At 62.0% G+C, this 18,462-nt stretch carries 25 protein-coding genes; 5 read left to right on the top strand and 20 right to left on the bottom strand.

The window, feature by feature from the left end; genetic code table 11:
* Window positions 1-192 precede the first annotated feature (192 nt).
* Window positions 193-534 (bottom strand): surface attachment protein Sap1, encoded by a 342-nt coding sequence (sap1, locus tag WJ542_RS03575; RefSeq protein WP_411187898.1) that lies wholly within the window; start codon window positions 532-534, stop codon window positions 193-195.
* Here sap1 and WJ542_RS03570 point away from each other — a divergent pair.
* The 4 genes from WJ542_RS03570 (at window position 533) to WJ542_RS03555 (ending at window position 2,237) form a co-directional block, all read left to right on the top strand.
* A complete protein-coding gene (locus tag WJ542_RS03570; protein ID WP_411187896.1) occupies window positions 533-808 on the top strand; it encodes a hypothetical protein in 276 nt (91 codons plus the stop codon). The two genes, sap1 and WJ542_RS03570, sit on opposite strands and share 2 nt — an antisense overlap.
* A 242-nt stretch (window positions 809-1,050) precedes the next feature.
* Window positions 1,051-1,677 (top strand): LysE family translocator, encoded by a 627-nt coding sequence (locus WJ542_RS03565; protein WP_411187894.1) that lies wholly within the window; start codon window positions 1,051-1,053, stop codon window positions 1,675-1,677.
* Window positions 1,678-1,846: 169 nt separating this feature from the next.
* Window positions 1,847-2,008 (top strand): hypothetical protein, encoded by a 162-nt coding sequence (locus tag WJ542_RS03560; RefSeq protein ID WP_027793128.1) that lies wholly within the window; start codon window positions 1,847-1,849, stop codon window positions 2,006-2,008.
* A gap of 64 nt (window positions 2,009-2,072) precedes the next feature.
* Window positions 2,073-2,237, top strand: a complete 165-nt coding sequence (locus WJ542_RS03555; protein WP_411187892.1) for an Ac45/VOA1 transmembrane domain-containing protein — start codon at window positions 2,073-2,075, stop codon at window positions 2,235-2,237.
* A 57-nt stretch (window positions 2,238-2,294) separates the two neighbouring features.
* On the opposite strand, the gene WJ542_RS03550 is transcribed toward WJ542_RS03555, so the two are convergent.
* From WJ542_RS03550 to mnmE, 15 genes are all read right to left on the bottom strand, one after another.
* Window positions 2,295-3,317 (bottom strand): S1C family serine protease, encoded by a 1,023-nt coding sequence (locus WJ542_RS03550; RefSeq protein WP_411187890.1) that lies wholly within the window; start codon window positions 3,315-3,317, stop codon window positions 2,295-2,297.
* 658 nt (window positions 3,318-3,975) lie between these two features.
* Entirely contained in the window at window positions 3,976-4,380 is a 405-nt protein-coding gene (locus WJ542_RS03545; protein ID WP_411187888.1) for a PIN-like domain-containing protein, read from the bottom strand.
* Window positions 4,377-5,060: a DUF433 domain-containing protein gene (locus WJ542_RS03540; protein ID WP_411187886.1), complete on the bottom strand. Its 684-nt coding sequence runs from the start codon at window positions 5,058-5,060 to the stop codon at window positions 4,377-4,379. Before WJ542_RS03540 ends, WJ542_RS03545 begins: the two co-directional genes overlap by 4 nt.
* 224 nt (window positions 5,061-5,284) lie before the next feature.
* Window positions 5,285-5,602 (bottom strand): DUF3761 domain-containing protein, encoded by a 318-nt coding sequence (locus WJ542_RS03535; RefSeq protein WP_411187884.1) that lies wholly within the window; start codon window positions 5,600-5,602, stop codon window positions 5,285-5,287.
* A 117-nt stretch (window positions 5,603-5,719) separates the two neighbouring features.
* Window positions 5,720-6,724, bottom strand: coding sequence for an HNH endonuclease (locus WJ542_RS03530; protein ID WP_411187882.1), 1,005 nt, complete (start codon window positions 6,722-6,724; stop codon window positions 5,720-5,722).
* 83 nt (window positions 6,725-6,807) lie between these two features.
* The gene (locus WJ542_RS03525; protein WP_411187880.1) at window positions 6,808-7,386 is read right to left on the bottom strand and encodes a DUF6037 family protein; all 579 of its coding nucleotides are present in this window, start codon (window positions 7,384-7,386) and stop codon (window positions 6,808-6,810) included.
* A gap of 269 nt (window positions 7,387-7,655) precedes the next feature.
* The gene (locus WJ542_RS03520; protein ID WP_411187878.1) at window positions 7,656-8,570 is read right to left on the bottom strand and encodes an integrase domain-containing protein; all 915 of its coding nucleotides are present in this window, start codon (window positions 8,568-8,570) and stop codon (window positions 7,656-7,658) included.
* Window positions 8,571-9,214: 644 nt separating this feature from the next.
* A complete protein-coding gene (locus WJ542_RS03515) occupies window positions 9,215-9,433 on the bottom strand; it encodes a hypothetical protein (protein ID WP_411187876.1) in 219 nt (72 codons plus the stop codon).
* A 10-nt stretch (window positions 9,434-9,443) separates the two neighbouring features.
* Window positions 9,444-9,686 (bottom strand): helix-turn-helix transcriptional regulator, encoded by a 243-nt coding sequence (locus WJ542_RS03510; protein WP_411187874.1) that lies wholly within the window; start codon window positions 9,684-9,686, stop codon window positions 9,444-9,446.
* 109 nt (window positions 9,687-9,795) lie between these two features.
* On the bottom strand, window positions 9,796-10,386 hold the full coding sequence (locus WJ542_RS03505) for a hypothetical protein (protein ID WP_411187873.1): 591 nt from the start codon (window positions 10,384-10,386) through the stop codon (window positions 9,796-9,798).
* A 46-nt stretch (window positions 10,387-10,432) separates the two neighbouring features.
* Window positions 10,433-10,900: a hypothetical protein gene (locus WJ542_RS03500; RefSeq protein ID WP_411187871.1), complete on the bottom strand. Its 468-nt coding sequence runs from the start codon at window positions 10,898-10,900 to the stop codon at window positions 10,433-10,435.
* A 48-nt stretch (window positions 10,901-10,948) separates the two neighbouring features.
* Window positions 10,949-11,245, bottom strand: coding sequence for a hypothetical protein (locus WJ542_RS03495; RefSeq protein ID WP_411187869.1), 297 nt, complete (start codon window positions 11,243-11,245; stop codon window positions 10,949-10,951).
* Between the two features lie 84 nt (window positions 11,246-11,329).
* Window positions 11,330-11,674, bottom strand: a complete 345-nt coding sequence (locus WJ542_RS03490; protein ID WP_411187867.1) for a S24 family peptidase — start codon at window positions 11,672-11,674, stop codon at window positions 11,330-11,332.
* Between the two features lie 103 nt (window positions 11,675-11,777).
* Window positions 11,778-13,013, bottom strand: a complete 1,236-nt coding sequence (locus WJ542_RS03485; protein ID WP_411187865.1) for a tyrosine-type recombinase/integrase — start codon at window positions 13,011-13,013, stop codon at window positions 11,778-11,780.
* 167 nt (window positions 13,014-13,180) lie between these two features.
* Entirely contained in the window at window positions 13,181-14,581 is a 1,401-nt protein-coding gene (mnmE, locus tag WJ542_RS03480) for a tRNA uridine-5-carboxymethylaminomethyl(34) synthesis GTPase MnmE (protein ID WP_411187863.1), read from the bottom strand.
* A gap of 329 nt (window positions 14,582-14,910) precedes the next feature.
* On the opposite strand from mnmE, the gene WJ542_RS03475 reads away from it, so the two are divergent.
* On the top strand, window positions 14,911-15,330 hold the full coding sequence (locus WJ542_RS03475; RefSeq protein WP_411187861.1) for a transcriptional regulator: 420 nt from the start codon (window positions 14,911-14,913) through the stop codon (window positions 15,328-15,330).
* Between the two features lie 125 nt (window positions 15,331-15,455).
* Here the strand turns inward: WJ542_RS03475 and yidC are convergent, their stop codons facing one another.
* The 4 genes from yidC to rpmH form a co-directional block, all read right to left on the bottom strand.
* Complete coding sequence (yidC, locus tag WJ542_RS03470; protein ID WP_411187859.1) at window positions 15,456-17,132, bottom strand: membrane protein insertase YidC; 1,677 nt, start codon at window positions 17,130-17,132, stop codon at window positions 15,456-15,458.
* 30 nt (window positions 17,133-17,162) lie between these two features.
* Window positions 17,163-17,393 carry a membrane protein insertion efficiency factor YidD gene (yidD, locus tag WJ542_RS03465; RefSeq protein ID WP_027793133.1) on the bottom strand — a complete coding sequence of 77 codons (231 nt, stop codon included), beginning with the start codon at window positions 17,391-17,393 and terminating at the stop codon, window positions 17,163-17,165.
* A gap of 88 nt (window positions 17,394-17,481) precedes the next feature.
* The gene (gene rnpA / locus WJ542_RS03460) at window positions 17,482-17,997 is read right to left on the bottom strand and encodes a ribonuclease P protein component (protein WP_411187857.1); all 516 of its coding nucleotides are present in this window, start codon (window positions 17,995-17,997) and stop codon (window positions 17,482-17,484) included.
* 74 nt (window positions 17,998-18,071) lie between these two features.
* A complete protein-coding gene (gene rpmH / locus WJ542_RS03455) occupies window positions 18,072-18,206 on the bottom strand; it encodes a 50S ribosomal protein L34 (RefSeq protein ID WP_026120950.1) in 135 nt (44 codons plus the stop codon).
* Window positions 18,207-18,462 lie beyond the last annotated feature (256 nt).

The following is an 18,462-nucleotide window of genomic DNA, read 5'->3' as shown; positions in this document are numbered from 1 at the left end:
TTCAGCGAGCAAGTGGCATGCCGAACGCGCGCGGGCGTACCGTGCTCAGGCGGATAATGGGTCGGGAAGGTGACGGCGGTTTGACAGCGGGGGGGAGTGGCCTTCGCCCGCTTCGTTCGCAGGCCTGAAAATGCTGTAGCCCGGCGAGCATGCGCCAAGCCCATCAGGGTGCGTCGCGCAGGACGCGCGTGGTTACTGCCTGATGAAGCGATCGCTGGTCCAGAGGCCTTGCTGGTCGGTATTGGCGGCGTTCACGAATTCGACGTCGTGACCGACCACGCGCACGATGCGGAACGACTGGTTATCGGGTGTCGAGATGCACTGGAAGCCGGAGAAATATTCCTGCATCTGCTGCTGCTCGCCTGCCTGCTCGTGCTGAGCGACAGCGTCGAGGTTGTCCTTCGACAGGCAGCCGTACGAGCCCGGCTTGAACTGCACGGTTTGCTGCGGCTTGACGGTGGCGTCCTGAGCGAGTGCGGATGCGGTGCACAACAAACCTGCCGTGGCGATAGCTACCGCGGATAGCATTTTCATGTTCTGCCTCCTGCGTGAAATTACTCAGGTTAGCTATGTATTTAACTTCCACCTCGAACACGCGTTTTTCAATCTAGAAGAACGCGATGAGACTTCAAGAACAACTCGTGTGCGACTGCAACAGCGGCGGATTGCCGCAGACGGCGAGCGACACGCCCCAGTGGGGAAGTTGGCCGGTTTGGCGGCGCTTGCCGCGGGAATAGCGAGCAATCCGAAACGTTCGATCAGGCTGCCGACCCTGTCTGGCAAGGCACACTACATTCAGGTGAATTAATCGACCGGGAAATCGCCGACGAATTAAACCGTTTAATACAACGCCGCGAGCCAATGACGCGGCGCACATAAGGTCGCAATCGATCCGATTGCAAAATGGGCGATTAATCCGTCGACCGCAAAACAAAATCGATGCCAGCTCACGGCATTAGCGCCGCGCTGCCCGAGAGACGATTGCCACCGGGATCGCTTGCGCGCTGCGGCACTTCATGGATAAATCGGAGCTCCTTCTGGAGAACCCCCATGACTCTCGCACACTGGCTGCCGTTCGCGATCGCCTCGGCCATCCTTGTCGCCATTCCCGGACCTACCGTCCTGCTGGTCGTCTCCTACGCGCTAGGGCACGGCCGACGCTATGCGCTCGCGACCACGGCCGGCGTCGCGCTGGGCGACTTCACGGCGATGACGGCCTCGATGCTCGGGCTCGGCGTGATCCTCGCGGCCTCCGCGGCACTCTTTTCGATGCTCAAGTGGATCGGCGCGGCCTACCTGATCTATCTGGGCATCAAGCTCTGGCGCGCGCCCGTGATGGACGCCGATGCCCCCGACACGTCCGAAACGCGCACCGGCCGCATCGTCGCGCACGCCTACGCGGTCACGGCGCTGAACCCGAAGAGCATCATCTTCTTCGTGGCGTTCGTGCCGCAGTTCATCGATCCCCATACGGCGGCACTGCCCCAGATCGTCGTCTTCGAGGCGACGTTTCTCGCGCTCGCGACGCTCAACGTATTTGGCTATGCCATGCTGGCCGCCGCCGCGCGCAAGGCGGTGCGCAACCCGCGCGTACAGCGCGCCGTCAATCGCACGGGCGGGTCATTGCTGATTGGCGCCGGACTGTTCGCCGCGGCGTGGAAAAAAGCCGCCGCCTGAGGTTCGGAATACCGGCAAGCGGCGCCAGGTACGGCAGGCACACGTTCTGCGGCTCCCATCGTTAAAGCGGATGCGCGGGTCGCAATGCAAGTGAGTGCTCGCAAACAGTGCAAGCTGTCGCGTAACGGCTACAATAGAATCGCAACCGCTTGACAACCAGGAGGTTATCGTGATCGAACACGTAATACTGGGTGCGTTTCTGGTGATCCCCCTTGTGATCGTCGTCTTTCTGTTTTCGGACGAGATTCTTGAGGAGCACAGGCAACGCGTGGAAGCGGGAGCAACGCATATCGACTGGCGCCATCCGCTGCGCAGCATCCTTCATCACTGAAGGATGCCGTCCGGGCACGACGCACCCCGGAGACACGATGACGCGTTGAACCGAGGAGGCACTCGTGGAAGCCGAGTTCCCCTGGATGACGTACTTCGTCTCGCTCTTCGTGCTGGTGGTGCTGTCGATCGCCTTGAGTCTGCTTTCGCCGTCTCGCGGCCGCCGGTACGGTCCGGATGCGTCGGATGAGGGCGCCGGGCAGCACCGCGGCAGCGAGCGAGCGCCCTGAATGGGCGCGGAGCGCGCCCGCGTCGTCCCCTTAGCCTTCTCTCATCTGATACCGCCCTTAGCCTGTCTGCTCGACGGGCGTGACGCGCAACGTGAGCTTGCGCGTGAGCCTGATAACGTCGATCTCCACTTCCCGATCGATACGCGTGGCGTCGAACAGGCGTTGCAGCGCGTCGATGCCATCCACCGGTACGCCGTCGATGGCGACGATCGTGTCGTCCACGCGTAATCCGCCGAGCGCGGCGGGGCTATCTTTCGCCACTTCCATCACCCGCACCGCGCTCGCGGCGGCCAGATCGAAGTAGCGCTGCACCTTGCGCGCGAGTGGGACGTTGGTCCCCGCGATGCCCACATAAGCGCGCCGTACCCGGCCGTGGGCGAAGAGTTGCGTAATGACCCATTTGGCCGTGTCGATGGCCGTCGCGAAGCAGATGGCCTGGGCGCCCGGAATGATCGCCGTGTTCACGCCGATCACCTGTCCGGCCGAGTTGACGAGCGGGCCGCCCGAGTTCCCCGGGTTGAGTGCGGCGTCGGTCTGGATCACGTCGTAGATCATGCGGCCCGAGTCCGAGCGCAGCGAACGCCCGAGGGCCGACACCACGCCGGTTGTCACCGTTTGCGCAAGACCGAGCGGACTGCCGACTGCAATCGCAATCTGCCCGACCCGCAGTTTTGCCGACTCGCCGAGGGCGGCGTGCGGCAGCGCCTCGGCCGCGCCGATGCGCAGCACGGCGAGATCGGTGCTCGGATCGTCGCCGACGAGGTCCGCCGCGTAGGTGGCGCCGTCGGCGAGCGTCACGCGCAGGCGGCTCGCGCCGTGGACCACGTGGCTGTTGGTCAGCAGATAGCCGTCCGGCGTGAAGAGAAAACCCGAGCCGCTGCCGCCTCGTACGTTGGCGTTGCCTGCTGCGCGGCGCTCGACGGCGATAAAGGCGACGGCGGGCTGCACGCGCTCGAGCGCACCGATCACCGTGCGCGAATAGGCATCGAGGAGGACATCGTCGTTAGGGTCTGCGCGCGGAGCAGGATCGTCGGCGGCGACGCGAGACAGATCGTCGATAAAGGAAGGACGGCGCCCCATGGTCAGATTTCTCCGATGGAAAGTGCGCAGTACATGCAGGGGGCATAGGGCATTTTCAAGAGGCTGGGGAGCGTGCCGCAGCGGTGCTTCCACGCGCGTTTATGCTGAGGAAAAAGGGGGGATTTTGCGATGCCGGCCGGGAGTGGCGCGCCGGAAAGGTTAACAATTGTCAAAATCGCACTCGTCCCGTTGAAGGCCGCTACGCGAGCCATGAGAATGAGACGGCGGCGACGTCCCCTCGCGCCGCGTAGTAGTGGCAAGCTCTTTGGCCGCGGCGTCGCCGCGGCTTTTTTTGTCTGCGCGTTATGCGCCGGATGCCCGCGGCGCCTTAGGCTTCAGTGCTTTGATGCGGGTGTCGGTCAGCGGGACGACGGTTTTCGGCATGCTGGTACACAGAGGCCTGGATGCCGATAGACAGGGTTAGGCAACGCCAGGCGATGAAACCCTGCAGGGATGGGGCGTTGAGGGATCTGGCCAGATGACCTTGGGTGACGGCTTCGATACAGAACCTCTTGATTGGCCGCTGAGGCTTGCTGCGTCTAGCTCGTAGAGAACTCGGGAAATTTTGTGTACCGAAGTGTGTACCAAAAAGCTTGGCTGACTGGAGTTATCCACATCGCAATACTGCGGTGTATCAGCGCTGGGTCCGGCATCGGACTTACAGTTTGACCTGCTCGAATCGTCCTTTGCCGGAGAAACTGTAGGGGACCTTGAACGCAGCGCCGCCCTGCATCCCTTCTGACTGTTCGATGATCCTCGGCCACCAGCGCACAATGTTGTGGGATATATCCCAAAAAGTGCGCTTCGACCAACTCTTGTCCAAAAAGAAAACGATTAGTCCAGCCCGGCTCAGTACTTCACGTTCCAATCCCTTGTTCAGCCTGTCGTGAGTAATCACCGACCAGCCGCCCTCTGTCGATAGCACCTTGATCCAGGCCTCGTCCTTGGTGTCCTGTTCGAATTTCTCCCGTAAATGCACCACGAAGTGCCCGCGGGACTCGCTCAATGCGTGGAGGGCCCTTGCTAGGGCGGGAGGAAGATTGTTGTCGACGAAGAACTTCACGCAGCCAGACTTTCTTCGAAGGCGATCGCCGCATCGACTGCGGCAACGGGCACTTCGTAGAGCCTTGCGACGAAGTTCCTGTCGCCCTCCGCGTTGAACGCCTCGGACAGAACTGATGTCCTGACAGAACCGTGGGTGACAATGGGTTTGCCGAAGGCGATGGCCGGGTCTAGCACAATCGCCTTGCTACGCGGAGACGGGTACCAGCGGGCGGCCAATCGGTCAGCGCCGAACTCGATACCGGTACGCAGCGACGGCTCAATGATCTTCCGGAACGCATACTGTTGTTTCACCAGATCCAGCAGTTCGGTTTCCCCGGTTTTCTCAATGGCCGATGCAAAAATCGTTCGGCCATCAGTGCGGAATTGCTGTGAGGTGAACGGGTAGTCCGTCTTGAAAAGCTCGCGGGCATGCTGACTCGCCACACGAATCGTCTGCAGGCTGACGCCGTGCTCGCGAAAAGCATGCACGAACTGGACTTCAAGGAGATCGTGAAAGCTGATGCCGTCGAGCTCATCGGCGGCGAGTGCCGTTTCCCAGAGTGGGTCAACGGAGACCTGCTCGTGCTTCTTGTCCCGGTAGGAATATCCATCCAGCCAGCGGCGTAGATCCCGGACCGGGATTTTCGTCAGCAGAGCCGCCTCAGGGAAGGTGTATAGGCCGATGCCAGTAAGCTGCATAACCCCTCCCTCCAGAAAATTGACGCGCCGGGAAACCCCCGGTACTCGAAAGACGCCCGATTCTACCTAAATCTGGTGCCGGCCTTGGGCGACGCGTTGTCGTCAGCGATGCGGTGCTAACCTGGAACGTAGCTTAGGTGAACCGTGACGCTGGCACTAACCGACGGAGTCGCGACGACACCTGTCACTCCGGGCGTCATTGACCGCACCCGATTCCTCGTTATTCATTCCCACTCGGCGACACCTTGATGACGCGAGCACGTGCCAGAGTGGTGCTGGCTGAAACTGTATGTTCCGTCACCACACCTCGCGGTGGCACCGGCCGGTACGTGGCCGTTTCGGGAGTGTGCGGGCGAATGAACGACATGTCCGTCGTGGTTCACGTAGTGCCCGTGCTCCTGCAGTTGGGACTCGTCGGGGGAGGTCGGCTGGTAAGCGTGGGCGGTGCTGGCCAGCGCCAACAGGGCTACGAGACTGCCGCGTCGAAGCGCGCCCAATACACGCGCAGCAGCACGGCCCTCGCTCAGGTTGATCCCCGTCATCCCTGTCCTCAAATTAGTTCTGTGGTGCCGGTCAACCCGTTCCAAGTCGATCCCGGCCTCTCGGGCGTCATGCTACACCGAGGTGTGGGCTTGCGCTGATCAGCTCGTCGGGACTGTTCAGCCTCTATGGGATCGTTGCATTGCAATGATTGCTCGTTCCGTTGCCGTCATGATGTTCTCTGCAAAATGCTCGGGAAGACCGAGTACCAGTTGAAGATGATGGTTTCCACCGACGGGGTTTTGTTCGATCACGCTCGAAATGAACTCGGGAATTTTGTTAGCTTGCTCAATGAAGTCGGCGGCGGCACCACTCAGCAACCTATGCACCTCAGCGAAAGGGTCGCTGACGCGGGAAAAGCGCACCGTTTCCTCCCAGGCAAGTGCGCTCGCACACATTTCAGCGACCAGTCTACATACAGCAACAATTTCTACATCTGAGCCGGCAATGCCTGGTTCACCCCATGCTCGGGTAAATTCCGTGTTTGCCAATGTGGTGAACGCCGCGGCGAGTTGCTCAAGCTCCTGCATTCGTTCGGACAGCCACAAGGGGAATTCGGAGGATTCGATCCGCGTTGTGGGCCTAATGTACAAACCGCGTTTGAGCGCAGACCATCTCTGCAATACCGGCGACATCTCAAATCGCAGCATCTCTACGGTCAAGCGATATTCCCAGAAAGAGCCCTTCTCAAGGATGATTCGTTCGGCGAGATAGCTCAAGCGCCCGAACTCCTCCAGATGCCGCTGTTCATAGCGGTGCCGAATTTCAGCGGCCGCTTTCCCGACCTGCTCGGCGATACGATTTTCATGTGCTCGTTGCCACTCAAACATCAGGCCGGCGGGGTACCTAAGAGGATCGTCGTCGATTAACTTGTGGCAGTTGCCACACAGCCAGATCGCGTTAGTAATGGCGCTCCGTTCGGCCGAAGTCATCTCCGGGTCGTATCGCGCGGAACCCGGATTCGCTCCATATATATGAGCGGCCTCTCCGACGTTGACGGCGTCGTTCGGGTCTTCCGCAGGGCCACTTGTCGTCGCACCGCAGTCGGGATTGGAGCATTGGTTTGCGGCACGCTTCGCGAGCGTGACGATCAGGCTTGATTTGAACCTATCTTCGACTCCCATCTTCAATCTCTCTCGTGAAAACCTGCCGATTCAATGGTCTACGCAAAGTCTCGCAATTCTTCAATTCTGCCCCGGTACGCACGTCATTCGGGAAGATAGTACTCGATGGCTTGGTTGGGATCGTCGGTCCAGCAACTACTGAGATTGCGCTCGACAGCGCGCGCATACGCTTTCTCGCCCAGCCACTTGCGCGTCTTCTCAAGGTTTTTGGGCCGCACGTGTTCTTTTTTCTTTGTATTGTCGTGCCAGCCGCAAAACCACACCTTTTTCGAGTCCTCGACGTCTCGCCGGTAGGGCGCCAAGTCGCGTGGCGTGGCCTTGCGGAAAGCTACCCCTTTCATCGCTTCATTCAGGTGGGTAAGGAAGGCGCTCGGCGTGAATCGCTCGGTTGAACCACGAAGACCGAGAATGTCGAGAAGCTTGTAATAAACGTCCGATTCGAATTTGTTCGATGTCTCTAGCGTTCGCGGATTCACATTCAACTCAAAATAGAAATTCTCGCCAAGCGCACCAAACGCGACAACATACGGATCAACATCGACGAAAACGAAAACGTCAAAGTGGCCGTTGTGTAGCCGAAGCCGAAAGTGCGCACGATCCACGTCTGCGGCAGTCATTCGGGGGAGGAGTTCCGCGAGCGAAGTTAGCTTGAATTGCGCCATTGTTGCTTTTGCCTTTCGGTGGTTACTGACTGGTTGCCTGTACTACGGCAACAAGTTGAGGGATCTGGAGTGCACGGTACTGGAGCGGGTCATACAAATACGCGTGAAGGTCTGCGTTCTTCCAGACAGTGCAACGGGACGACAGTCGAATCGGCGCTGGAGCGCGTCCGGCCAGACAGAGCTGGCGCCACGTTTCCCGCGAGACACCAACAAACGGGGCGATCTGCGCCCAGCGGGAGTGGCCAACCAGCGGCAGCGTATCGGCGTGTTTATGCATTGCGCACCTCCCCGGCGCCGAGAGCTTCGCGCCCGTAGACGTACTCCACCCACGTACCACGACCATCACCGTGCCCGAGCCAAGTCGACACGCCTGCAGCAGCTTCCCGCCGCGAGACACCGGCCGCTTTCATACGCTGCAGGTGCTCGACCGTGTACGCGTACCGAAGGCTGTGTGGCGCGTTCTCGCCAGTCATTCCGGCCTGGCGCACCACGTAGTGATAACGGTTCATCGCAGCCGCCAGATCGGACTTGCGCACCAGCTTGCCCCCATACCGCTGGGTGAGTTCGATCGCGCGGAGCACAAGCGCGACGGCGCGCTGGCGATCTAGCGGCGGGCTGCGTCGCGACTTGCCGCCCTTGGTACCGTGGATCACGCTCACGAAGCCGTCAGCCACCGGATTCACCAGCGCGCGCTGCCAGTCCGCGAGCGACTTTACCGAACGCACGCCCTCCTCGGCGCGCAGGCCGAATTCCGCCTGCAGCTCCAGCACCATCGAGACACCGGGATCGAGCGCAGCGACGATCGCGAGGTACGCCTCGAAAGCCTCGCGTGTCATCGGCCGCTTGGTTCCGGCGCGGCTCGCTCCGCCAGCACCCAACGCGGCGTTGCTCATCTTGTCCGCGAACGGCCGGCGCTTGATGCCTTCCAGCGCAGTCCGGATGTGCGCCATGTTGTTCGCGATCGTGCGCTTACTGAGCCCGTGCGCGAGCATATCTGCCGCCCACGCCTCGACGTGCTTCTCCTTGAGCTGGCTCGCGGTGTGGACCTGAAACCCCTCCTCCCAGGTGAAGATAGCGAAGCGCGCGAGCGATTGCTCACGCCCCTTGCGGGTGTGGTGTGCCTGTTTCCCACGCGCCGAGCGCGCAGCGCGGCACAGGTCGGCCGTGAGTGATTTGTGAGACATGCGTGTACCCCGTCAATCCAGCGTTGAGGCTCGACCCCAGGTTGTCTCCCTCGATGGGCCACGGGATGCCTGCGCGCGACGCGCAAGGAAGACAACGAACGGAGGCACGAGCCAGTGCCGGTGAGTTCGGGAGCGTGCTGCGCCAGCAAGCCGACGCAGCCTGCACGACGTCGCCATAGGCGAGAGTCGCAGCAGGTGAACGCTTCCCCCGTTCGTTCCGTGAATTTGGCTGAGCGATCGATCAGGGGGCGCCAATGCCCTGACCGCGCGAATTGATAGGTGCCGGGCAAGCCGGCACGAAATTGCAGACACCGCGGCCCTGCGCGCCGCCGTTCGTCACGAGGACGAAAACGACAGACGCAGCAAGGCCCGGCGTAGGCGCTGGGGAGCGCACGTCACGGATTGATGTGCCGCAGGAGCGGCGAACGGGGGATTACACAGCGCGCCTTTCGCAGGAAGCAAAAAGGCGAACAGGACGCCTCGTCTATCGACGAAGCAGTTGCATCGTCCACCATAAAGCGATGGACGGATTTTGGGTGTCGGGCCCAACTTGAAAATTTATGGCGATGGAGCGAACCACCGCGCCCGCAAAGCGAGCTTCCACTTCATGGCTGCAGATATCGCAGCTGATTTCGGTCGATGCCTCATACCGAGGCGGGGTTTTGCAGTGACAGATTATTCCGACGAATGCGACCTATGCAAGCAATTTCGTTGCTGACGGAGGTGCGCACGGCCTCCGAACCGTTGCACCGCAGAAATTCGAGCACGCGGCCGCGTTGAGCCGCAGCGTCGTTGCTATACTGCGGCTTGAAGATCTCTTTGGCCGCGCTCGCTCGAGTCGCGGCTTTTTGTTTTTGGGCCATGGCGAGCCCCTTACGCGGCAAGCGGCTGCGCTTGGTAGCCTGCCGGATCTTTCATCCAGCGATGCACTTCCTCGTTGCTGTAGACGGTGCAGCGCTCGGTCCAGCGCTGAGGCTGTGGGGCACGACCTTCTTTCACCAGCTTGCGCCACGTTTCACGACTGACTGGAATGAACTGCTGAAGCTGGTTCCAGCGGGAGAAGCCGACTGCGGGAAGCGTCGCGGGGGCGTTGTTGGTTTCGGCATTCGCACTCATGCTTTGGCGCTCCTAGGCGTTGTTTGCGTGCTTGCAGGATGCCGGCGGTGTTTTCGGCCATGAAGTGAGGGAATCCGATTTTCCCTATAGGACCGATGCCGGATAAGGGTTAGCGGCGTGTCGCAGAGAAGCGAATCAGCTTGGAGACATCTATTGGCGGCGCGCTGCGGTTACCGAACTTGATCGACGCGAGGTATTCCGCGCACTTCTCCGCGTCAGCCAAAAGCCGGCTAAACGTTTCGGTATTGCGCATGTTCGGTGAGGCGCCTAGGTCCCCGACGAGAAGTGAGAGCGCCATCCAGAAGTGCAGGACTGGCTCGAATTCGCGCCGCAATTCCTCAAAATATTTTCGGTCCACCCGATCGGAATGTACGTCTGGATAGACCTCGGTCAACGTTTTCTTTGTCTTCGCGTAGACGTCGGCCTTTATCTCCGCTGCGGCCCGGTAGGCCTTTGCCAATGACGGTTTCGAGTGCGGGGAGGCCTGATACATGTGCACGAACGGGAACGCAGCGGCAACGCCGGCGCGCCGCGCGTGTACCGCGCGCGTGATGATGTCCGTCCGAGAGAGGTTGGGGGAGGTGATTGTCAGGTATTCGTCAGCCGACAGCGTAATGGCTGTATCTCTCGCGGCAGCATCATCGCACCGGAGATAAATTTCGTGCGCCGCCCGTGCAGCGGGATCATTGGGGAACCCCATAAGCGCTTCGAGCGCACTCGGCGTAATCGGTGGCCCGCTTGTCATCCTAATAGTGGTCCTCGTTTGCTGGTTGCCGCACTTCGAACCTGCGCATTTGCCAGCCACGGATCTGAACGAGCGCGCGAGCCCACTGCCCCGGCGTGAGAACACGCCACCCAACCTCAGGGCGCGGCCACATGCGCCGTACGCGAAAGCTTTCGATATCGTCCCAGTTCGGGTTGATAGGATTGGCCGTCGGCGCCGCAGTATAGAGGGCGACATACGCGGGGACGTTCGCAAGTCGTGCGAGCTGCTGCATAACGCCGGCTGGCTTCTCTTGCCCGATGTCGCGTGCAACCTCGATGAGCGCTAGCGGAACCTTTCCCGCGTGGTCGTACTCCGCGAAGAGGACGGAATCGAGGTCGACCATTGTCAACGACTCGGCTTGGGCTGCATGCAGATACCGGCGAATCGAGGGTGCGCGATGCCAGGTGCCGTAGGCACGATCGCGACTTTCGTACAGTTCGAGCCTCATAGTCGGCTCCTCAATAAGAGCGGCACAATTGCGCGCCGTAGCAAAGAGTTATTGTTGGCAGGCGCCGGCGGATGCTTCTGCGAGCGCCAAAGTGATTTTTATGCCACGCCCGTCCAGAGCCTCATCGAACACACCAGTGGGACAGCCACCCAATACCCGCGCCGCCGCATCCACTTTCCCGCCGATTAAGGGCAGCATTTCATGCACCATCTCGCATGCCGCCCAATCTGTCCCGTTGTCGAGCGATTTTTCGACAAGAGTCCACAAGGTATGCAGGCTGCTCACAGCATCATTCAGGCTTTGCATAGCAACGGGGACAAGCTCGGTAGAATTGCACTTAGCCATGGTACGGACCTCCTATATAGGTCGTGTTGTGGTCAGGCGGTCACGGTGTTGGTAGCACCTTGGCCGCCGCTTCAATCGCGCCTTTCAGCGCAATTCGCTCTCTGGCACGAAGCCGAGCGCTGCCAGTTCCGGCTCTTTCCGGCAGCCAACAACCGGGTGAATCGTCGAAATGCTCGACGCTTCGAAAGTCGCAACCGAGCTCGGGCTGTACATCGCCACTCGAACGCGCGAATCAGTGCGCTCGACCAGCTTGCGGATCTTGGTCGAGCCGTCGCGCATCACGAGGACGACTTCATCGCCCGGCGCTGCGTCGTCAGTTTCTTCGTAAAGGACGTACTCGCCGGCGAGGAACCGCGGGAACATTTCCTGTGACGTGACCCGAAGAGCCACCAGGGCTGGCGGGGGCTGGATAGAATGCTCGGTAGCCATTGCTTAACCTCACTACAGGTTTTGCGTGGTCAGGTGGCGGATTGTGTTGGCGCACTCTCCGTCACCGCTCTCGCCCAGTAGCCGCCGGGCCCGGTCGTGCAATCTACGCGGCCGTCTGGCCGAAGTTCCCGATTACCACCTTCCGGCCGCCTTCAATCTGCGCTTCGACGAAATCAGCCCACAGCTGCAGGATCTTCCTGCGCTCGTCGGCGTACTCCGCCCGGTTGTACACACCTTTGATGCCCTTGATCGTGTGCGCAAGGGCCTTCTCGATGGCGTCCGACGATTGCCCCATCTCGTGCAGGTGGGTGCTGGCGGTGCGCCGGAAGTCGTGCAGGACGAAATGCTGGACGTCGAGACTGAGCGAGCGCACGGCTTGGTTCAGCGTGCTCTTGGCGATTGGCTGGTCGCCGCGGCCGCGCGTTGTCGGAAAAACATGATCGTGGTTGCCGCTGAGCTCGTGGAGCTCTCTCAGCATGGCGACAGCCTGCGCGGACAGGTAGACCCAATGCTCCTTGTCCTTCTTCATGCGGTCGGCGGGAATGCGCCAGACGCCCGCGTCGAGATCGAACTCGCCCCAAGTCGCTTCGGTCAGTTCGCTCTTGCGAACCATCGTGAGCACCAGCAGGTGAATGGCAAGCTTTAGCGGCCGACGAATATCGGACGCGTACACCGCGCGCAGCAGTGTCGCGATCTCGTCGGGTGACAGGACACGTGTGCGGCTTTCCTGCGTGGCGATGAAGCGCGCGACAACCGCCTGCGCGGGATTGGTGAGCGCGAGCTGGCGGGCGATCGCGTATTCGTAGAGACGCTTGATGACGTTGCGCGTGGAGAGCGCCATTTTCGGGGCGCCGCGGGCCTTGATCTTGTCGCAGACGGCGAGGACGTCGCCGGGCGTGACATCGGCCAGAGGTTTGTTGCCGATCGCCGGGTAGACGTCCTTCTCGAGCGCGCGCTTGATCGTCCGCTGGTACTCCGGCGACATGGGGACCACCTGGCTTGTGTACCAATCTTCGGCGAACTCCTTGAGCGTGTCGAAGCGTTTCACCGCGCCGCGGTCTTTCTTGGCGTCCGCGATGGGAGAAACGCCCTTTGCGACGATCTCTGTGTACCTGCGAGCCTTGTCTCGGGCCTCCAGCAGACTCACCGCCGGGTAGTCGCCAATGGTGACCATCGGCTGGCGCTCGGCGTGCAGTGTGTACCGGAAGCGCCAGACCTTGGAGCCAGACGTCATTACCTCAAGCACGAGGCCGTTGCCATCCGAGACGCGGTAGCGCGCCGCCTTCGGCTTCAGGGCCTTGATGCGGGTGTCGGTCAGCGGAACGACGGTTTTCGGCATGTTGGTACACAGCAGGTAGGTACACGGCGCACCTGTGTACCTAAATGTGTACCATAGATGCCTAGATGTCAATAGACATAGTAAGGCAACGCTAGGTGAAGAAACCTAGAAGTGGTGGGGGTTTGAGCAGCCTGGTTAGACGACCTTGGGCAACCTTGGGTGACGGCTTATTTTCCAATACAAAACCGGCTAAAAATCACCCCCAGCAAGTCATCGGAAGTGAACTCGCCGGTAATCGAATTGAGCGCCTCCTGCGCAAGCCTCAGCTCCTCGGCAAAGAGATCGAGCGACTGCGCGTTCTGCTCCGCATGCGCGGCCGCTTGCGCAAGATGCTCGCGCGCCCCGCGCAGCGCGATCAGGTGACGTTCGCGTGCGAGATACACGCTTTGCGCGTCGGCCTGCCAGCCCGCAATGCGCAGCAGTTCGGCGCGCAGCAGCGCAATGCCGTCTCCCTGCTTCGCCGATAGCCGCACTTCGCGCAGTTCCCCGCCGTCAGGCAGCGCGAGCGTGGCAACCGCCGGCGCCACGCCCGTCAGATCGGTCTTGTTCCGCACACGCACCACCGGCACGCCGGCCGGAAAGCGCGCTGCAATCGTCTCGTCTTCCGCAGTCATGTCCACGCGTGCGTCCAGCAGGTGCAGCACCACGTCGGCGCGCCCGATCTCGCCCCACGTCCGCTCGATACCGATCTTCTCGACTTCGTCTTCCGTGTCGCGCAGGCCCGCCGTGTCGATCACGTGCAGCGGAATGCCTTCGATCTGGATCGTCTGGGAAATCTTGTCGCGGGTCGTGCCGGCCACCGGCGTCACGATGGCGAGTTCCGCGCCCGCAAGCGCATTCAGCAGCGACGACTTGCCAACATTCGGCTGCCCCGCGAGCACCACCGCGAGACCCTCTCGCAAGAGCGCGCCTTGACGCGCTTCCGCGAGCACGTGATCGAGCTGCGCGCGGATGCTGGCGAGCTTGCCGCGCGCGTCGGCGGCTTCGAGAAAGTCGATTTCCTCCTCGGGGAAGTCGAGCGTCGCCTCCACGAGCATGCGCAGCGTCACCACGTCGTCGACGAGCGCGTGGATGTCGCGCGAAAACGCGCCCTCGAGCGAGCGGCCCGCCGAGCGCACGGCGGCTTCCGTACTGGCTTCGATCAGGTCGGCGACGGCTTCGGCCTGCGCGAGGTCGAGCTTGTCGTTGAGGAATGCGCGGCGCGTGAACTCGCCGGGCTCGGCAAGCCGCAGGCCGAATGCGCGTCCTGCCTCGATGCAGCGTTGCAGCACGAGCTGCAGCACGATCGGACCGCCATGGCCCTGCAGTTCGACGACGTGCTCGCCGGTGTAAGAGTGCGGCGCCGGGAAGTAGAGGGCGATGCCTCGGTCCAGCGCCTCGCCGTTGCCGTCAAGGAAGGGCACGTAGCTCGCGTGGCGGGGTGCGAGCGTCTGGCCGGTCAAGGCCTGCATCAGCGCTTCGGCGGCCGCCGCGCCGGCGCGGCCGGCCGACACGCGCACGACGCCAATTCCGCCGCGTCCGGGCGCTGTGGCAATGGCGACGATGGGATCGGAATCGGTGGCAAGCATGGCGGACTGGAACGGTGAGAAGCAACGCGCCGACGGCCGGCGCAAAGTGCGTGGCATTGTATCGCGCGACGGCACGGGCTTTTCAGGCATGGGGCTGCCAGGACGAATCCCCTTTATCTCTAATTAGATAAGATTGATCTTATTTTCTTCCGTCAGATTCTTGGGCGCAATGAGGGGGAAATCCGTCAGATAAAGGGTTAATTGCATGCGTCTGCCGTAACAGGCGGTTTCATACGCACTCACTGGTCAAGCCATTTATATCTTAAATACGCTAAATATGACGTGAATGGTTGTCTTCTTCTTCGAAAGTCGATTGCACAATCCCGGTCATGCCGACCCCCGAAGAAAAAGCCGCCTTTTCAGAACGTCTGAGGTTCGCGATGAAGCGCGCACCCGAGAAGCTGCGTGGCAGCACCGACCTGGCCTTGCACTTCAACCTGCGTCATCGCGGCGAGCATCCCGTCTCTCCGCAGACCGCGCACAAGTGGCTGAGCGGCCGCACCATTCCCACCGACGACAAGCTTCGCACCTTGGCCGAGTGGTTCAAGATCGATGTCCATTGGCTGCATTATGGTCCCTCGCCGGGCGGGTCGGCGCCGGTGCCCAAGCCGATCCGCCGCGATGAGCAGTACCCGCTTTCGCCGGAGTCGATCGAACTCGCGTCGAAGATCGAGGCGCTGAGTCCTCATCACCGTTATCTGGTTCAGGAACTGATCGCCGAGTTCTACGGCGACGCCGAACGGCGCTGACGCGCGTCAATACCCGATTGCCGCACCAACAAAAAAGCCGCCCGGCTCAAGCCGGGCGGCTTCGTCTTTCACGGCTGCTGCGCAAGCTCGCACGGCCGGCGTTACCGCCGTCCGCGCATGCTGCCTCAACTGGTCTTGGCCTGGCTCCGGCCCTTGCCCATCATGCGCGTGATGTAGTACTGCTGCGCAATCGAGAGCACGTTGTTGACGACGTAGTACAGCACGAGGCCAGCCGGGAAGAAGAAGAACATGGCCGAGAACGCGAGCGGCATGAACATCATCATCTTGGCCTGGACGGGGTCCGGCGGCGTCGGGTTCAGGCGTGTCTGCACGAACATCGAGACGGCCATCAGCACCGGCAGGATGAAGAACGGATCCTGTTGCGAGAGGTCGTGGATCCAGAGAATCCACGGCGCGCCGCGCATTTCCACTGAGGAGAGCAGCACCCAGTACAGCGAGATGAACACCGGAATCTGGATCACCACCGGCAGGCAGCCGCCGAACGGGTTCACCTTCTCGGTCTTGTAGAGCTCCATGAGCGCCGCGTTCATCTTCTGCGGGTCGCTCTTGAAGCGCTCGCGCAGCGCCTGCATGCGCGGCGTGATTTCCTTCATGCGCGCCATCGACTTGTAGCTGGCCGCCGAAAGCGGGAAGAACACCGCCTTGATGAGCAGCGTGAGCAGCACGATCGCCCAGCCCCAGTTGCCCACGAAGCTGTGGATTTTTTCGAGCAGCCAGAAGAGCGGCTTGGCGATGATCGTGACCCAGCCGTAGTCCTTCACGAGTTCGAGACCCGGCGCGACGCCTTCGAGCATGCGCTCTTCTTCCGGACCGGCGAAGAGGCGCGCCTGCACGTTGTCGGTCGCGCCCGGCGCGATCGTGCCGAGCGGCTGCTTGACACCGACGCGGTAGAGGTCGTTGTCGAACTTCTCGACGTAGATGTCGCGCTTCGCGCCCTGTTGCGGAATCCACGCGGTCGCGAAGTAGTGCTGCACCATCGCGACCCAGCCATTGTCGGCCTGGCTTACGTAGTCAGCCTTGTTCTTGTCGATGTCGCCAAAGGTGATCTTCTGGAAGTGGTGCTCGTTCGAGTACACCGCCGGCCCGATGAAGGTGTGCGAGAAGCGCGGCGTTTCCACCGGCTGGCTGTCGCGCACGAGCTCCATGTAGAGCGTGGGCGAGACCGGCGTGCTGCCGACGTTCTGCACCTTCGTATCCACGCCGATCACGTAGCTGCCCTTCGTGAACGTGTAGGTCTTCGTGACCTTCACGCCGCCCTTGTCAGGCGAGTCGAGGCTGATCTGGAGCGAGCTGGCGTCGCCCGTCAGGTCGCGGGGGCCGGCCGCTGGCGTGAACACGTCGGTGTGGTTCGGGAAGTCGCCGCCCAGGAGCCCCGTGCGCGCGAGGTACGTGTGGTCCTTCGTGTGGTCGAAGAGCGTCACGTACTGGTCGGGCTTGTTGCCGTCGCTTTCCTGCACGAGCGAGAGCTTCACGAGCGTGCCGCCGCGCGTGTCGATCTCGCCGTCGTAGACATCGGTGTGGAAGTGCACGAGCTGCGCGGCGGCTTCGGCCGGCTGGGACGTGCCCGCCGGCGCCTGGCCCGCGGCGGCGGCCGGCAGGTCGGAAGCGGCGCCCGAAGCGCCCGTGGTACCGGCCTCAGGCGTCGCGCTGGCGGCGCCCTGGGTTTGCGTCGCGCTCGGGAAGAACATCGACGGGCGTCCATGGTCGCGTTGCCAGTTGTCGTACAGCATGACCGCTGACACGAAGAAGATGACCCATAGGACGGTGCGTTTGATATCCATGCGTGGTCTCAGTGTCGATGGAATGGCGCATCAGCGCTTGTTCGGGGTAACGGGCGGAACCGGATCGAAGCCGCCCGCGCTAAACGGGTGGCAGCGGCACAGCCGCCGCGCGGCGAGGTAAGTCCCGCGCGCGGCGCCATGATACTGGATTGCCTCGCGTGCGTAATCCGAACAGGAAGGATAAAAACGGCATCGGCTGCCGAGCAGGGGACTCACGGCCAGCTTGTAGAAACGCAGTAGTGCGATCAGTACCGTTTGCATGGCGTGGCGGCCGGACTGCGCCGCTCCGAAGGACGAACGTCTTGCCGCGCGCGCGGGCGCGGCGGATGACCGGGCTCGCGTGCGCCACTCATGATGCGGCCGGCGTGCCGGGAAGCGGCGGCATGCCGGCGTTCTCCGCCGGCGCCGTTGCTGCCTGCGCGGCTTGCGGCGCCTCTGCCTGCGGCACGGCGCCGCGGCGTGCGACTTCGCGCGCCGCCTTGCCGAGCAGCATCTCGATCTCGTCGCGGCACAGCGCCTTGAGCGGCGACGACGACGCGCCCGGCAACGCCTTGCGATCGAACTTCGTATGCAGGCGCAGCAACAGGTCGAAGCCTTCGAACTGCGCGCGCCGCACCCGGAACGCCTCGCGTGCGATGCGGCGCACGAGGTTGCGCGTGACCGCGCGCGGCGCGTACTTCTTGCCGATCACGAGTCCGAGCCGCGCCGCGCCGCTTGTCGGCCGGCCGTACACGACGAAGTGTGCCGAGCGGCGCCACGGGCGCAAACGAAAAACGGATGAGAACTCATCCGTTTTCAGTAGCCTTGCGGCTTTCGGGAAAGCGGCCGGCACCGGCGACGAAAGGAGAAACTTATCGTCTGCCATGTCCGCCATGCCTGCTTTCGCTGCGAGCGCGCGCGGCGCTGCGGGTGGGTTCGCCGACGGCGAGCCTGCGCAACTTAGACGGCGAGACGCTTGCGACCCTTCGCACGGCGTGCGTTGATCACTTTGCGGCCACCGGCGGTCTTCATGCGCACGCGGAAACCGTGGGTACGCTTGCGACGGGTAACGGAGGGTTGGAAAGTACGTTTCATGTTGCTCTCACTTGTTGAGTTTGACCGCGGCGAGCATCGCGGAAAAAGGCAATGGCCGGTGGTACTAGGGATTGGTTTTCGCGGAACCCGCTATTTAAGCCTGATTTTTGTTAGCCGTCAATAGGTTAGGGCATCGGGGCGGACGCACGCCGCTCTGCGGAGCACCGCTCCTTGCGATGATCCGTCCCTGTGGATAACTTCCTGGTCAGGCAGTTTCGGCGTTAGAATCTCGCCTATCCCAAGAATCCTGCATGCC

The sequence above is a fragment of the Paraburkholderia yinzeri genome (assembly GCF_046581065.1).
In the GTDB taxonomy this organism is placed as follows: domain Bacteria; phylum Pseudomonadota; class Gammaproteobacteria; order Burkholderiales; family Burkholderiaceae; genus Paraburkholderia.
The sequence above is the reverse complement of the archived record's forward strand: the minus strand, read 5'-3'. Positions and strand labels throughout refer to the sequence as shown.

Coding starts and splice junctions, on each gene's coding strand:
- WJ542_RS03570 (WP_411187896.1), top strand. CDS start 533: ATGTTCTGCCTCCTGCGTGAAATTACTCAGGTTAGCTATGTATTTAAC.
- sap1 (WP_411187898.1), bottom strand. CDS start 534: ATGAAAATGCTATCCGCGGTAGCTATCGCCACGGCAGGTTTGTTGTGC.
- WJ542_RS03565 (WP_411187894.1), top strand. CDS start 1,051: ATGACTCTCGCACACTGGCTGCCGTTCGCGATCGCCTCGGCCATCCTT.
- WJ542_RS03550 (WP_411187890.1), bottom strand. CDS start 3,317: ATGGGGCGCCGTCCTTCCTTTATCGACGATCTGTCTCGCGTCGCCGCC.
- WJ542_RS03540 (WP_411187886.1), bottom strand. CDS start 5,060: ATGCAGCTTACTGGCATCGGCCTATACACCTTCCCTGAGGCGGCTCTG.
- WJ542_RS03535 (WP_411187884.1), bottom strand. CDS start 5,602: ATGACGGGGATCAACCTGAGCGAGGGCCGTGCTGCTGCGCGTGTATTG.
- WJ542_RS03530 (WP_411187882.1), bottom strand. CDS start 6,724: ATGGGAGTCGAAGATAGGTTCAAATCAAGCCTGATCGTCACGCTCGCG.
- WJ542_RS03525 (WP_411187880.1), bottom strand. CDS start 7,386: ATGGCGCAATTCAAGCTAACTTCGCTCGCGGAACTCCTCCCCCGAATG.
- WJ542_RS03520 (WP_411187878.1), bottom strand. CDS start 8,570: ATGTCTCACAAATCACTCACGGCCGACCTGTGCCGCGCTGCGCGCTCG.
- WJ542_RS03515 (WP_411187876.1), bottom strand. CDS start 9,433: ATGGCCCAAAAACAAAAAGCCGCGACTCGAGCGAGCGCGGCCAAAGAG.
- WJ542_RS03510 (WP_411187874.1), bottom strand. CDS start 9,686: ATGAGTGCGAATGCCGAAACCAACAACGCCCCCGCGACGCTTCCCGCA.
- WJ542_RS03505 (WP_411187873.1), bottom strand. CDS start 10,386: ATGGGGTTCCCCAATGATCCCGCTGCACGGGCGGCGCACGAAATTTAT.
- WJ542_RS03500 (WP_411187871.1), bottom strand. CDS start 10,900: ATGAGGCTCGAACTGTACGAAAGTCGCGATCGTGCCTACGGCACCTGG.
- WJ542_RS03495 (WP_411187869.1), bottom strand. CDS start 11,245: ATGGCTAAGTGCAATTCTACCGAGCTTGTCCCCGTTGCTATGCAAAGC.
- WJ542_RS03490 (WP_411187867.1), bottom strand. CDS start 11,674: ATGGCTACCGAGCATTCTATCCAGCCCCCGCCAGCCCTGGTGGCTCTT.
- WJ542_RS03485 (WP_411187865.1), bottom strand. CDS start 13,013: ATGCCGAAAACCGTCGTTCCGCTGACCGACACCCGCATCAAGGCCCTG.
- mnmE (WP_411187863.1), bottom strand. CDS start 14,581: ATGCTTGCCACCGATTCCGATCCCATCGTCGCCATTGCCACAGCGCCC.
- WJ542_RS03475 (WP_411187861.1), top strand. CDS start 14,911: ATGCCGACCCCCGAAGAAAAAGCCGCCTTTTCAGAACGTCTGAGGTTC.
- yidC (WP_411187859.1), bottom strand. CDS start 17,132: ATGGATATCAAACGCACCGTCCTATGGGTCATCTTCTTCGTGTCAGCG.
- yidD (WP_027793133.1), bottom strand. CDS start 17,393: ATGCAAACGGTACTGATCGCACTACTGCGTTTCTACAAGCTGGCCGTG.
- rnpA (WP_411187857.1), bottom strand. CDS start 17,997: ATGGCAGACGATAAGTTTCTCCTTTCGTCGCCGGTGCCGGCCGCTTTC.
- rpmH (WP_026120950.1), bottom strand. CDS start 18,206: ATGAAACGTACTTTCCAACCCTCCGTTACCCGTCGCAAGCGTACCCAC.